Here is a 14,125-nt window from a genome sequence, read left to right as displayed (position 1 = left end):
ACATTATGTCTTATCAATACGTCAACGTGGTCATCATCCAGAAAGTCGCGGTTATTGAGTTCAATTACGCCCGCAAGCTCAATGCCCTGAGTAAAGTGTTTATTGACGATCTGATGCAGGCGCTGAGCGATCTCAATCGTGCAGACATTCGCTGCATCATTCTGCGCGCTCCAAGCGGGGCCAAAGTGTTTTCTGCCGGGCATGATATTCATGAACTCCCGACCGGACGTCGCGATCCGCTCTCTTATGACGATCCGCTGCGTCAGATAACCCGTATGATCCAAAAATACCCGAAGCCGGTGATCTCCATGGTCGAAGGCAGCGTCTGGGGCGGCGCGTTTGAGATGATCATGAGTTCCGATCTGATCATTGCAGCCAGTACCTCCACTTTCTCGATGACCCCGGTCAACCTCGGTGTGCCGTATAACCTGGTGGGCATCCACAACCTGACCCGCGACGCTGGTTTTCACATCGTGAAAGAGCTGATTTTTACCGCTTCGCCCATCACCGCTCAACGCGCCATGGCGGTCGGGATCCTTAACCATGTCGTGCCCGTTGAGGAACTGGAAGATTTCACTCTGCAAATGGCGCACCACATCTCGGAAAAAGCGCCGCTGGCCATCGCCGTCATCAAAGAAGAACTGCGCGTGCTGGGTGAAGCGCACACCATGAATTCCGATGAGTTCGAGCGTATTCAGGGCATGCGCCGCGCGGTGTACGACAGCGAGGATTATCAGGAAGGGATGAACGCGTTTATGGAAAAACGTAAACCAAATTTTGTTGGCCATTAATCACGTCCGAGGAAGGAGACGGCCATGAAACGGATGAGCGCCGAACAGGCGGCAGAAATTATCCAGCACGATGATATGGTGGCGTTTAGCGGCTTTACCCCTGCGGGTTCACCCAAAGCGTTACCCAGCGCAATTGCCCAACGCGCCTGCGAACGGCATCAGAACGGGCAGCCTTTTCAGATCCGCCTGCTGACCGGAGCATCAATTGGCGCCGCCGCTGATGATGTTCTATCCGCGGCGGATGCCGTTTCCTGGCGGGCGCCTTATCAAACGTCATCGGGCCTGCGCGAGAAAATTAATCAGGGCCAGGTGAGGTTTGTCGATCTCCATTTGAGTGAAGTGGCGCAAATGGTTAATTACGGCTTTTTTGGCGAGATCGATGTTGCCGTCATTGAAGCCTCCGCCATTGCGCCAGATGGCCGGATTTGGCTTTCCAGCGGTATTGGTAATGCGCCGACCTGGCTGCTGCGGGCGAAAAAAGTGATCATTGAATTGAATCATTACCATAATCCGCGCGTGGCGGAGTTTGCCGACATCGTGATACCCGGTGCGCCGCCGCGGCGTAACAGCGTACCCATTTTTCATACCATGGATCGCGTAGGCAGTCAGTGCGTACAGATAGACCCCAAAAAGGTGGTTGCGGTGGTGGATACCGAGCTGCCCGATGCCGGAAATGCGGCGGATAAAACCAATCCGGTCAGCCAGCAAATTGCCGATAACGTCGTCACTTTCCTGCTGGCAGAAATGGCTCACAAACGTATTCCAGCTGAGTTTCTACCCTTACAAAGCGGCGTGGGCAATATCAACAACGCGGTAATGGCGCGACTGGGCGAGAACCCGGATATCCCGCCCTTTATGATGTATTCGGAGGTGTTGCAGGAGTCGGTGGTGCATCTGCTGGAAACGGGCAAGATAACAGGTGCCAGCGCCTCCAGCCTGACCATTTCAGCCCCGTCGCTACAAAAGATTTACGACAACATGGACTTCTTCGCCAGCCGGATTGTGCTGCGCCCGCAGGAGATCTCCAATAACCCGGAGATCATCCGTCGGCTGGGGGTTATTGCGCTCAACGTCGGTCTGGAGTTTGATATCTACGGCCATGCCAATTCCACGCACGTTGCGGGGGTGAACCTGATGAATGGCATCGGCGGCAGCGGGGATTTCGAGCGCAATGCCTACCTGTCTATCTTTATGGCGCCGTCGATTGCCAAAGGCGGGAAAATCTCCACCATCGTACCGATGTGCAGCCATGTCGACCACAGCGAACATAGCGTTAAAGTGATCGTGACCGAACAAGGGATTGCCGATCTGCGTGGGCTATCTCCGATGCAGCGGGCGCACACGATTATCGATAACTGTGCGCACCCTCTTTACCGGGATTATCTGCACCGCTATCTGGAGAAAGCACCCGGCGGACATATCCATCACGATCTCAGCCATGCGTTCGATCTGCATCGTAATCTTCTCGAAACAGGATCGATGCTCGGTTAACTTGCACCACCGTCACGATCTTCAGCAATATGCTGAAGCATCGTGGCGGTATAACGATGGTTTTTCAGCGAATAGAGAAACTCCTGCATATACATGGGGCTGCCGGGCGCATCGAAATACTTTAGCGTCGACGGGTTCACCAGCCGCCAGGCGAAGTGAGGAATCACCGTCAAAAACTGCCCGCGCTCTACCGCGCTGATCTTGGCCATAAAGCTGTACGGACGGTAGATAATCGTCGGGTTGATCCCACAGGGCCGCATGTATGCATCCAGCATCGCCTCAAAGTTGGCGCGATTCTGGAAGCGCATTTGCAGCCAGGGCAGCTCGCGCAGCAGATCCTGCGGCTGTTTTTCTTCGTAGCGCCGGGAAACGAGAAACCCCAGACGCAGCGGAGGCAGCTCGCTAATCGCCAGATTCTCCAGTTCCTGGACGCGGGGGGAAACGTGCTGCGGCGAGATAATAAAATCCAGTTTGCGATCGAACAGGTTATCAATCACCCCATTCTCGCTGAATTCAACGGCCTGAGCCGTCACGCCGTCATACTTGTCACCAAGGCTAATCAACTGGTCAAAAATAATCGTTGGGTAGGTATTGTCGATCCCGATGACGATTTCCCGCGAGCGGCGAGAGGCGTTATGGATTTCGTTATCAATGGCAGAAAGGCGCTGATAAACGGGAAACAGCTTCTGATACAGTTCCTGTCCGGCTTTATTCAGACTGATGTTGTTATCTTTGCGGGTAAACAGCGTATAGCCGATTTGATCCTCCAGTGCGGCAATGCTTTTACCGAAAGGCGATGCGGTCATATGTATTTTTTCTGCCGCTCTGGCAATGTTATTGGTTTGCGCCAGCAGAATGAAATTACGCATCTTTTTCGAGATAAAAATATCCATAGCGTCCCCTTAAAAATCGCTATGGCCTATCCTCATTACGGCGAAAAAAAAGACTGGATGTGGGGTCTCATTTTTACAGTTGCTCACAGAAAAAACCCGGCTGGAAAGCCGGGTCTGCAATGATTACTGGGTTTTGGCTGGCGTTGCTGCTGGCTGCCCCGCCGTCGGCTCAATCTGGAAGACCACATCAACCTGATCGTCAAACTGAATAACCGGCTGTTCGTAGGTTTCCTGAGCGGATGTCGCAGGCGCTGCATCTGCTTTCATCATCCGTACCATCGGGCTCGGTTGATAATTGGAAACGTGGTAACGCACGCTGTAAACGGGCCCCAATTTGCTGTTAAAGCCCGCAGCTAACTGCTCAGCCTGATGAATAGCATCATCAATTGCTGCTTTACGCGCTTTATCTTTGTAAGTATCCGGCTGGGCAACGCCAAGCGATACCGAACGGATCTCATTCAGACCGGCCTTCAGCGCACCATCAAGCAGCGCGTTGAGTTTGTCCAACTGACGCAGCGTGACCTCAACGGTACGTACCGCACGATAGCCTTTAAGGACGCTTTTACCATTCTGGTAGTCGTAGTCCGGCTGGGTGCGCAGGTTTGCCGCGCTAATATCTTTCTTCGCTATCTGGTTCTGTTCAAGGAAGGACAGATATTGCGCCACGCGCTCATCTGCCTGCTTCTTCGCTGAAGCCGCATCCTTTGCAGCAACGTTCACTTCAATCGCCAGAGTAGCGATGTCTGGTGTCGCATCCACGCTTGCCGTTCCGGAAGTCACGATGTGCGGTCCATTTGGCAACTCATTTGCCTGTACCGATAGTGCGCTGAATCCGACTAATGCCGCCAGGGCCATTATTTTGAACTTCACGGTCGTTCCTCCATGTTTCATTAATTACCCCGAAACTCAGGGCACATGCAGGCAAGCTTAGCCGATCTCGCTGCGTTGTCCATCAGACAACACTTAGTTGAACAACGCATGAACGTGCGCAACACCTTCTTTTGCCAACTGAAAAGCGATAAACCACATCACCAATCCTACCAGGGTATTGATGATCCGCTGTGCTTTAGCAGTGCGCAAACGCGGAGCGAGCCAGGCCGCCAGCAATGCCAGGCCGAAGAACCACAGGAACGAAGCGCTGACGGTACCCAGCGCAAACCAGCGCTTAGGCTCAACGTCCAGTTGGCCTCCCAGACTCCCCAGCACCACAAAGGTATCCAGGTAAACATGGGGGTTTAGCCATGTCACCGCCAGCATAGTAGCGATAATTTTCCAGCGGCCCTGCTTCATCACCTCGGCGCTGGCCAGTTCCAGGTTACTGCTCATCGCCGTTTTTAACGCCCCGAAACCGTACCAGAGTAAAAATGCCACCCCACCCCAGGTGACAAGCGCCATCAGCCATGGTGACTGCATCAGCAAGGCGCTACCGCCAAAGATCCCCGCGCAAATCAGCACTAAGTCGCTGATAGCGCAGAGTAAAGCAATCATGATGTGATACTGGCGACGAATGCCCTGATTCATCACGAAGGCGTTTTGCGGACCGAGCGGAAGTATCATAGCCGCACCAAGTGCAAGCCCTTGAAAATAATACGATAACACGTTAATCATCCCGAACTGTTTCTCTTAGGAGCAGACTATAGCGCGGGGAAAACATTAGCGGAAATGGATAATTTTAATCAGGGATAAGAAGAATTAATACCACGGGGGGGGGGGAAATGCCGGATGACGGCTGACGCCTTATCCGGCCTACAAAACCTGCGGGCCCGGTAAGCGATAGCGCCACCGGGCACGCGATTACTCTGCCGCGCTCTCTTTCACACGCTTGAAGTTCACATCCATCTGCGGGTACGGGAAGCTGATACCGTTGGCGTCAAACTCGCGTTTAATACGCTCCAGTACGTCCCAGTAGACGCTTTGCAGATCGCTACTGTTGCTCCAGACGCGTACCACAAAATTGATCGAGGAAGCGCCCAGCTCATTCAGGCGCACCGTCATTTCACGATCTTTAAGGATACGCTCGTCAGACTGAATGATATCGGTGAGGATTTTTTTCACCTGATCGATATCGGAATCGTAGGCCACGCCAATAATGAATTCGTTACGGCGAACCGGTTCGCGAGAGAAGTTAATGATGTTCCCGGCAATGATTTTACCGTTTGGGATCACCACAATTTTACCGTCTACGGTACGCATGGTGGTGGAGAAAATCTGCACGTTAAGTACGGTTCCCGCTACGCCGCCGAGGTCTACATACTCACCTGCGCGGAACGGACGGAACATCACCAGCAGCACGCCAGCGGCGAGGTTAGACAGCGAACCTTGCAGCGCCAGACCAACGGCTAAACCTGCGGCACCGAGAACGGCAATCACAGAAGCGGTTTGTACCCCTACGCGACCCAGAGCGGCAATCAGCGTGAACGCGATAATCCCGTAGCGCACCAGTGCGGAGAGGAAGTCAGCAACGGTTGCATCAATTTTACGTGCCACCATGAGGCGGTTAACGGTGTTTGATACGATGCGCGCCACAATCATACCGATAATGACAATGGCGATGGCCGCAACGATGTTGACGGCATAGCTTAACAGCAGCTCCTGATTGCGGACCAGCCAGGTGCCCGCACCATTTATGCTGTCGACAACATTCAAATCTTCCATTCAATATTCCTTTTTTGCTTACCCAAATGGGAAAAATAAAGCCGTCCCAACGGGACTGGCAATCTGACAAGGGTAAACAATAAACCTGGATTTTGCCAAACAGATCACAGAATTCTCTGCCAGCAGCATATTGAAATGGCAATAAAAAAGGCCCGCATTTGCGGGCCTCATGTCACGTAGAACGGCGTAAATTACAGAACGTCAACCGCGTTCAGTTCTTTGAAAGCCTGTTCCAGACGGGTGATCATGGTTGCCTGACCAGCACGCAGCCATACGCGCGGATCGTAGTATTTCTTGTTCGGCTGATCTTCGCCTTTCGGGTTGCCCAACTGGCCCTGCAGGTAAGCTTCATTCGCTTTGTAGTAGTTCAGAACGCCTTCCCAGGTAGCCCATTGGGTATCGGTGTCGATGTTCATTTTCACTACGCCGTAGCTTACGGAGTCTTTGATTTCCTGAGCAGTAGAACCGGAACCGCCGTGGAAGACGAAGTTCAGGCTGTTGTGCGGCAGGTTATGTTTCTTAGAAACATAGTCCTGAGAGTCGCGCAGGATGGTCGGGGTCAGAACAACGTTACCCGGCTTGTAAACGCCGTGTACGTTACCGAAGGAAGCTGCGATGGTGAAACGCGGGCTGATTTTGCTCAGCTCGGTGTATGCGTAATCAACGTCTTCCGGCTGGGTGTACAGTGCAGAAGCGTCCATGTGGCTGTTGTCCACGCCGTCTTCTTCGCCACCGGTGCAACCCAGTTCGATTTCCAGGGTCATGCCCATTTTGGACATGCGCGCCAGGTATTTGGAGCAGATTTCGATGTTCTCTTCCAGAGACTCTTCAGACAGGTCGATCATGTGAGAAGAGAACAGCGGTTTGCCGGTTGCTGCGAAGTGTTTTTCACCCGCGTCCAGCAGACCGTCGATCCACGGCAGCAGTTTCTTCGCGCAGTGGTCAGTGTGCAGGATAACCGGAACACCGTAGTGTTCAGCCATCTGGTGAACGTGATGCGCGCCAGAGATAGCACCCAGGATTGCAGCGCCCTGAGGAACGTCAGACTTCACGCCTTTACCCGCGATGAAAGAAGCACCACCGTTGGAGAACTGTACGATTACCGGCGCTTTAACTTTTGCAGCGGTTTCCAGAACGGCGTTGATGGAGTCGGTACCAACGCAGTTAACAGCTGGCAGAGCAAAGTTGTTTTCTTTTGCTACCTGGAAAACTTTCTGTACGTCATCACCAGTGATTACGCCTGGTTTTACGAAATCAAAAATTTTAGACATATTACGAATCCTGTATCTTCGGCCTTGGAAAGGGCGCGCGCTCTAAAGCGCGCTAATAATTGGGCAGGTTTCCCTGCCCATTAAATGCTTACTTTTTAGCGCGCTCTTCGAGCATCGCTACTGCTGGCAATACTTTACCTTCCACGAATTCGAGGAAAGCGCCGCCGCCAGTGGAGATGTAGGAGATTTTGTCAGCAATGCCGAACAGGTCGATTGCTGCCAGGGTGTCACCGCCGCCTGCGATAGAGAACGCTTCGCTGTCTGCGATAGCGTTAGCAACGATTTCAGTACCTTTGCGGAAGTTCGGGAATTCGAACACGCCAACCGGGCCATTCCACAGAATGGTTTTCGCATTTTTCAGGATGTCAGCCAGCTGCTGTGCAGAAGCGTCGCCGATGTCCAGGATCTGCTCGTCTTCTTTCACATCGCTAACGGACTTCAGAGTAGCCGGTGCAGTTTCAGAGAATTCAGTCGCTACGCGAACGTCAGTCGGGACCGGGATGTCGCAAGTGGTCAGCAGACGTTTTGCTTCGTCAACCAGGTCAGCTTCGTACAGGGATTTACCCACGTTGTGGCCTTGAGCGGCAACGAAGGTGTTCGCGATACCACCGCCAACGATCAGCTGGTCAGCGATTTTTGACAGAGAATCCAGAACGGTCAGTTTGGTGGAAACTTTAGAACCGCCAACGATAGCAACCATCGGACGAGCAGGTTCTTTCAGTGCTTTACCCAGCGCATCCAGCTCAGCAGCCAGCAGCGGGCCTGCGCAAGCTACATCAGCGAATTTACCGATACCGTGAGTAGAAGCCTGTGCACGGTGAGCTGTACCGAAAGCATCCATTACGAATACGTCGCACAGCGCAGCATATTTTTTGGACAGTGCTTCGTCGTCTTTCTTCTCGCCTTTGTTGAAGCGAACGTTTTCCAGAACCACCAGTTCACCGGCAGCGACTTCAACGCCGTCCAGGTAATCTTTTACCAGGCGAACCGGAGCAGACAGTTTGTCTTTCAGGTAGTTAACAACCGGCAGCAGAGAGAATTCTTCGTTGTACTCGCCTTCGGTAGGACGACCCAGGTGGGAAGTTACCATCACTTTCGCACCCTGTTTCAGGGCCAGTTCGATGGTCGGCAAAGAAGCACGGATACGCGCATCGCTGGTTACTTTCCCTTCTTTAACTGGTACGTTCAGGTCCGCACGGATAAAAACGCGTTTACCAGCCAGATCCAGATCGGTCATCTTAATTACAGACATGGTGAATCCTCTCGTTGATTCATAAAGTTTTGTCGACGCTCAAGCGTCGAGCCTGAAACCAATAGCAGCCATCGCTAACGTAGTGTCGAGCATACGGTTAGCAAAGCCCCATTCATTATCACACCAGACCAGCGTTTTGATCAGGTGAGCGCCACTCACACGCGTTTGCGTACCATCAACGATGGCACTGTGCGGGTCGTGGTTAAAATCTACAGAGACCAACGGTAATTCCGTATAGTCAACTATACCATGAAATGCACCTTGTGCTGCTTTTTGCAGCAACTGGTTGACTTCACTGGCTTTTACTGGTTTTTTCACCGTCACGCTTAAGTCGATCGCCGTCACATTTATGGTCGGTACACGCACCGCTATCGCTTCAAAACGATCGTTAAACTGCGGAAAAATTCGCGTGATGCCCGCCGCCAGTTTGGTATCAACCGGAATAATCGACTGGCTGGCCGCTCGCGTGCGACGCAGGTCAGGATGATAAGCATCAATAACCTGCTGATCGTGCATCGCGGAGTGGATCGTGGTGACGGTACCAGACTCAATGCCGTAAGCATCATCCAGCAATTTAATGACGGGTATTATGCAATTCGTGGTGCAGGAAGCGTTGGAAACGATCCGGTGCTCAGCGCGCAGCTGATCCTGATTAACGCCATACACAACGGTTGCGTCGATGTCGTGACTACCAGGATGTGAAAAGAGCACTTTTTTTGCACCAGCGGCAATATGCGCCTCGCCGTGTTCGCGATTGCCGAAGACCCCCGTACAATCCAGCACGATGTCGACACCCAGTTCACGCCATGGCAGCGCGTCGAGCGTTCGCTCATGCAAAATGCGGATCGCGTCATCACCAACGATGAGCTGGTCACGTTCCTGACGAACATCCCAGGCAAAACGCCCATGGCTGGTGTCATATTTCAACAAATGCGCCATGCCTGCAGCATCCGCAAGTTCGTTGATTGCCACCACGGTGATTTCCGCCCGACGCCCGGATTCATACAAAGCACGAACCACGTTGCGTCCGATGCGACCGAAACCATTAATCGCTACGCGTACGGTCATAGGTCTCCTGCAAGGATTTCTCAGAAACGATGTGGCTGACAGAGTAATGCAGCAAATCGCTCAGGGAAACCTTACCTGTCGCAAACTGCGACTAATTGGTTAATTGTCGAACATTTAATCGACTGAAACGCTTCAGCTAGAATAAGCGAAACGCGGAATAAAAGGAATGATTGTCCAGCAACAGAACACAGTTATCTGACTTGCGTCACATTTTAACGCCCTTCAACGCTAAATTTATTCCATATTCCAGAATGACGAATAACCGTAGCAAAATTATTTCATTGTCGTGTTACACACCCTGATTTAAATCAGAAAGCCCCCTGACCTGCATCTAATCACCAGCGCGAGGTCCGAGTCCCGGAGCCCTTCAATGATGCCGCAGACGGTCTGGATAGCAGACTGAGCCGTGCGATTGCGCAACGCGCGGCGCGTTCCGGAAAAGCAAAAAAAAACGGGCCGCCTGAGCGACCCGTTTTCACCTGTAATCGAAATTACAGCAGTTCTTTTGCTTTCGCGACAACGTTGTCTACGGTGAAGCCGAACTCTTCAAACAGCAGCTCTGCCGGAGCAGACTCACCAAAGGTGGTCATACCGACGATTGCGCCGTTCAGGCCCACGTATTTGAACCAGTAGTCAGCGATACCTGCTTCCACTGCAACGCGAGCGGAAACCGCTTTCGGCAGCACAGACTCACGGTAAGCGGCATCCTGCTTGTCGAACGCGTCGGTAGACGGCATGGAAACCACGCGAGCCTTCACGCCTTCGGCAGTCAGTTTGTCCCACGCAGCCACAGCCAGCTCAACTTCAGAACCGGTAGCGATGAAGATCAGTTCCGGCTGACCGTCGCAGTCTTTCAGCACGTAACCACCGCGAGCGATGTTTGCCAGTTGCTCTTCGGTACGCTCCTGCTGTGCCAGGTTCTGGCGGGAGAGGATCAGCGCGGTCGGGCCGTCCTGACGCTCAACACCGTATTTCCACGCAACGGCGGATTCAACCTGGTCACACGGACGCCATGTGCTCATGTTCGGGGTCACTCGCAGAGAAGCAACCTGCTCTACCGGCTGGTGAGTCGGGCCGTCTTCGCCCAGACCGATGGAGTCGTGGGTGTAGACCATGACCTGACGCTGTTTCATCAGCGCAGCCATACGCACCGCGTTACGGGCATATTCCACAAACATCAGGAAGGTGGAGGTGTACGGCAGGAAACCACCGTGCAGGGAGATACCGTTCGCGATAGCGGTCATACCGAATTCACGCACACCGTAATGGATGTAGTTACCGGCAGTATCTTCGTTAATCGCTTTCGAACCAGACCACAGCGTCAGGTTAGACGGTGCCAGGTCAGCGGAGCCGCCGAGGAATTCAGGCAGCAAAGGACCGAAGGCTTCAATCGCGTTCTGAGAAGCTTTACGGCTGGCGATTTTCGCCGGATTAGCCTGCAGCTTAGCAATGAACTCGTTCGCTTTTGCGTCGAAGTCAGACGGCATTTCACCCTTCATACGACGGGTGAATTCAGCCGCTTCCTGCGGGAAGGCTTTCGCATAAGCAGCGAACTTCTCGTTCCATGCAGCTTCTTTTGCCTGACCGGCTTCTTTCGCATCCCACTGCGCGTAGATTTCAGACGGGATTTCGAACGGCGCGTATTTCCAGCCCAGCTGTTCACGGGTCAGTGCGATTTCTGCATCGCCCAGCGGTGCACCGTGAGAGTCGTGAGTACCCGCTTTGTTCGGAGAACCGAAACCGATGATGGTTTTGCACATCAGCAGGGACGGTTTGTCGGTTACTGCGCGTGCTTCTTCAACTGCGCGTTTAATGGCGTCAGCATCGTGGCCATCAACGCCACGGACCACATGCCAGCCGTAAGCTTCAAAACGCTTCGCGGTGTCATCGGTGAACCAGCCTTCAACGTGGCCATCGATAGAGATGCCGTTGTCATCGTAGAACGCAACCAGTTTACCCAGCTTCAGCGTACCGGCCAGGGAACATACCTCGTGAGAGATACCTTCCATCATGCAGCCGTCGCCCATGAAAGCATAGGTGAAGTGGTCAACGATGTCGTGACCTGGACGGTTAAACTGCGCCGCCAGCGTTTTTTCAGCGATAGCCATACCCACTGCATTCGCAATACCCTGACCCAGAGGACCTGTAGTGGTTTCAACACCGGCGGTGTAACCCACTTCCGGGTGACCCGGAGTTTTGGAGTGCAGCTGACGGAAGTTCTGCAGCTCGGACATCGGCAGATCGTAGCCGGTGAGGTGCAGCAGGCTATAAATCAGCATGGAGCCGTGACCGTTGGACAGCACGAAGCGGTCACGGTCAGCCCAGGACGGGTTAGTCGGGTTGTGGTTCAGGAAATCACGCCACAGGACTTCGGCAATGTCAGCCATACCCATCGGGGCACCCGGGTGACCGGATTTGGCTTTCTGTACTGCGTCCATGCTCAGCGCACGAATAGCATTGGCAAGCTCTTTACGTGAGGACATTTTGACTCCAGATCGGATAATGAAGGCTGAGCCCTTAACGACTTGACGACAGCGCGTTTTGGGCTACGCCGGAAAAAAGTGCCAACAATGTAACCCAAGCCGCGTGTCATGTACATGGAGCATCCTTTTGCCGCTTCAGAAATCTCTGGATCATGCGCGCAAGTTGCGCAATCTTCTCGCCCGCGTATTGTTCTTTTCTTTATACTTAGGCCGAGCGTCGGTTCACCTGCAAACGACGTAATTTTTAGAATAATCCTGACTTTGTGCGGAAGAGAAAAAATGAAAATTCGCGCTTTACTGCTTGCTACGAGCATGGCTGCGGCATTGACCGGCTGCCAGAACATGGACTCCAACGGACTGCTTTCTTCTGGCGCGGAGGCTTTTCAGGCCTACAGTCTGAGCGATGCTCAGGTAAAAGCGCTGAGCGATCAGGCCTGTAAAGATATGGACAGCAAGGCTACTATCGCCCCGACCAGCAGCGAGTACGCAACGCGTCTTGGCAAAATCGCCGCCGCGCTTGGCGATAACATTAACGGCCAGCCGGTGAACTACAAAGTCTATATGGCGAAAGATGTGAATGCCTTTGCCATGGCTAACGGCTGTATCCGCGTGTACAGCGGCCTGATGGATATGATGACCGACAACGAAGTCGAAGCGGTGATCGGCCATGAAATGGGCCACGTCGCGCTGGGTCACGTGAAAAAAGGTATGCAGGTTGCGCTGGGTACCAACGCCGTACGTGCAGCGGCGGCATCCGCTGGCGGCATTGTCGGCAGCCTGTCGCAGTCGCAATTGGGCGATCTTGGCGAGAAACTGGTGAACTCGCAGTTCTCCCAGCGTCAGGAATCCGAGGCGGATGATTACTCGTATGATTTGTTGCGCAAACGCGGGATCAATCCGGCAGGTTTAGCCACCAGCTTTGAGAAACTGGCCAAACTGGAAGCTGGACGTCAAAGCTCAATGTTTGACGATCACCCGGCATCCGCAGAACGTGCGCAACATATTCGCGATCGCATGAGCGCAGACGGGATCAAATAACCCTTGAACACTGCCGGATGGCGGCGTGAACGCCTTATCCGGCCTACAGATTTCATCCCATTATCGGACGTAATTGGCGAAGTCAGTTTGGGCCCGGCCAGCGCACAGCCACCGGAGCGTACACGTAGTACGTGAGGATGGCGAGCACTGCCCGGCCCCAAAATGACGAGTAAAATAGTCCGACTATTATTCGCCTTTCTTCGCCGCCTGAATATACAGCATTTCCAGAGCCAGTGTAGCCGCCGCCAGCGCGGTGATCTCAGACTGATCGTAGGCCGGAGCCACTTCAACGACGTCCATCCCGACGATGTTCAGATCTTTCAGACCACGTACCAGCTTGATCGCGCGGTCAGACGTCAGACCGCCGATGACCGGCGTACCGGTACCCGGAGCAAACGCCGGATCCAGGCAGTCGATATCAAAGGTCAGATACACCGGCATATCACCGACAATCTGCTTAACCTGGGCGATGATGTCATCTACGCCGCGATCGTTCACCTGGCAGGCATCCAACACGGTAAAGCCGTTATCTTTGTCGAACTCGGTACGGATACCAATCTGCACTGAGTGATTCGGATCGATCAGACCTTCGTTCGGCGCAGTGTAGAACATGGTGCCGTGGTCGAATTCACAGCCGTTAGCGTAGGTGTCGGTGTGGGCATCAAAGTGCACCAGCGCCATTTTACCAAAATGCTTAGCGTACGCGCGCAGCAGCGGCAGCGTGACGAAGTGGTCGCCGCCGAAGGAGAGCATGCGCTTACCGGCAGAAAGCAGCTTCTCAGCATGCGCCTGCAGTTTTTCACTCATTTCACGCGCATCACCGAAGGCATAAACCAGATCGCCGCAGTCCACCACGTTCAGGCGCTCGCGCATATCGAAGTTCCACGGGAAGCGGTTATGCTCCCACGCCAGGTTAGTGGAAACCTGACGGATCGCCGCCGGACCATGACGCCCGCCCGCGCGGCCAGACGTTGCCATATCAAACGGTACACCGGTGATCACCCAGTCGGCGTCGCTGTCGTACGGCATGAAGTTCATCGGCAGACGTAAAAAACCAAAGGCGTTAGAAACCAGGGAGTTGTCGTATTGATGACCTAAGGTGCTCATGGCAAAAACCTCATATTCGTCGGTATAAAAAAACCCTTCCGCGTCGTTAGGCCCGACGAGGAAGGGTTAGATTTTT

General features: G+C 53.4%; 12 protein-coding genes. 3 read left to right on the top strand and 9 right to left on the bottom strand.

The genetic code is table 11. The features are described 5' to 3' along the window. The first annotated feature begins 5 nt into the window (after positions 1 to 5). Positions 6 to 791, top strand: a complete 786-nt coding sequence (gene scpB, locus LY264_RS04130) for a methylmalonyl-CoA decarboxylase (protein ID WP_008785757.1) — start codon at positions 6 to 8, stop codon at positions 789 to 791. A 24-nt stretch (positions 792 to 815) separates the two neighbouring features. Beyond that, a complete protein-coding gene (locus LY264_RS04125; RefSeq protein WP_048225482.1) occupies positions 816 to 2,282 on the top strand; it encodes an acetyl-CoA hydrolase/transferase family protein in 1,467 nt (488 codons plus the stop codon). Here LY264_RS04125 and srsR read toward each other — a convergent pair. From srsR to tkt, 8 genes are all read right to left on the bottom strand, one after another. Then, positions 2,279 to 3,175 (bottom strand): LysR family transcriptional regulator SrsR, encoded by an 897-nt coding sequence (srsR, locus tag LY264_RS04120; protein ID WP_003825467.1) that lies wholly within the window; start codon positions 3,173 to 3,175, stop codon positions 2,279 to 2,281. The two genes, LY264_RS04125 and srsR, sit on opposite strands and share 4 nt — an antisense overlap. 123 nt (positions 3,176 to 3,298) lie before the next feature. Then, entirely contained in the window at positions 3,299 to 4,045 is a 747-nt protein-coding gene (locus LY264_RS04115; protein WP_003825465.1) for an oxidative stress defense protein, read from the bottom strand. Positions 4,046 to 4,138: 93 nt separating this feature from the next. After that, complete coding sequence (argO, locus tag LY264_RS04110; protein WP_003027005.1) at positions 4,139 to 4,774, bottom strand: arginine exporter ArgO; 636 nt, start codon at positions 4,772 to 4,774, stop codon at positions 4,139 to 4,141. Between the two features lie 195 nt (positions 4,775 to 4,969). Beyond that, positions 4,970 to 5,830, bottom strand: a complete 861-nt coding sequence (locus LY264_RS04105) for a small-conductance mechanosensitive channel MscS (RefSeq protein WP_003825461.1) — start codon at positions 5,828 to 5,830, stop codon at positions 4,970 to 4,972. A gap of 191 nt (positions 5,831 to 6,021) precedes the next feature. After that, on the bottom strand, positions 6,022 to 7,101 hold the full coding sequence (gene fbaA, locus LY264_RS04100) for a class II fructose-bisphosphate aldolase (protein ID WP_003027029.1): 1,080 nt from the start codon (positions 7,099 to 7,101) through the stop codon (positions 6,022 to 6,024). A gap of 88 nt (positions 7,102 to 7,189) precedes the next feature. Beyond that, a complete protein-coding gene (gene pgk / locus LY264_RS04095; RefSeq protein ID WP_003027032.1) occupies positions 7,190 to 8,353 on the bottom strand; it encodes a phosphoglycerate kinase in 1,164 nt (387 codons plus the stop codon). Between the two features lie 39 nt (positions 8,354 to 8,392). Continuing rightward, a complete protein-coding gene (gene epd, locus LY264_RS04090; RefSeq protein ID WP_008785759.1) occupies positions 8,393 to 9,421 on the bottom strand; it encodes an erythrose-4-phosphate dehydrogenase in 1,029 nt (342 codons plus the stop codon). A gap of 491 nt (positions 9,422 to 9,912) precedes the next feature. Then, a complete protein-coding gene (gene tkt, locus LY264_RS04085; protein ID WP_048215577.1) occupies positions 9,913 to 11,904 on the bottom strand; it encodes a transketolase in 1,992 nt (663 codons plus the stop codon). Positions 11,905 to 12,183: 279 nt separating this feature from the next. Between tkt and loiP the strand changes: the two genes are divergently transcribed. Continuing rightward, a complete protein-coding gene (gene loiP, locus LY264_RS04080) occupies positions 12,184 to 12,942 on the top strand; it encodes a metalloprotease LoiP (RefSeq protein WP_048225486.1) in 759 nt (252 codons plus the stop codon). Positions 12,943 to 13,128: 186 nt separating this feature from the next. On the opposite strand, the gene speB is transcribed toward loiP, so the two are convergent. Continuing rightward, positions 13,129 to 14,049 carry an agmatinase gene (gene speB, locus LY264_RS04075; protein WP_071692620.1) on the bottom strand — a complete coding sequence of 307 codons (921 nt, stop codon included), beginning with the start codon at positions 14,047 to 14,049 and terminating at the stop codon, positions 13,129 to 13,131. Positions 14,050 to 14,125: the final 76 nt, after the last annotated feature.

The organism is Citrobacter portucalensis (assembly GCF_023374935.1).
In the GTDB taxonomy this organism is placed as follows: domain Bacteria; phylum Pseudomonadota; class Gammaproteobacteria; order Enterobacterales; family Enterobacteriaceae; genus Citrobacter; species Citrobacter portucalensis.
This window is presented reverse-complemented; position numbering and strand designations above follow the sequence as displayed.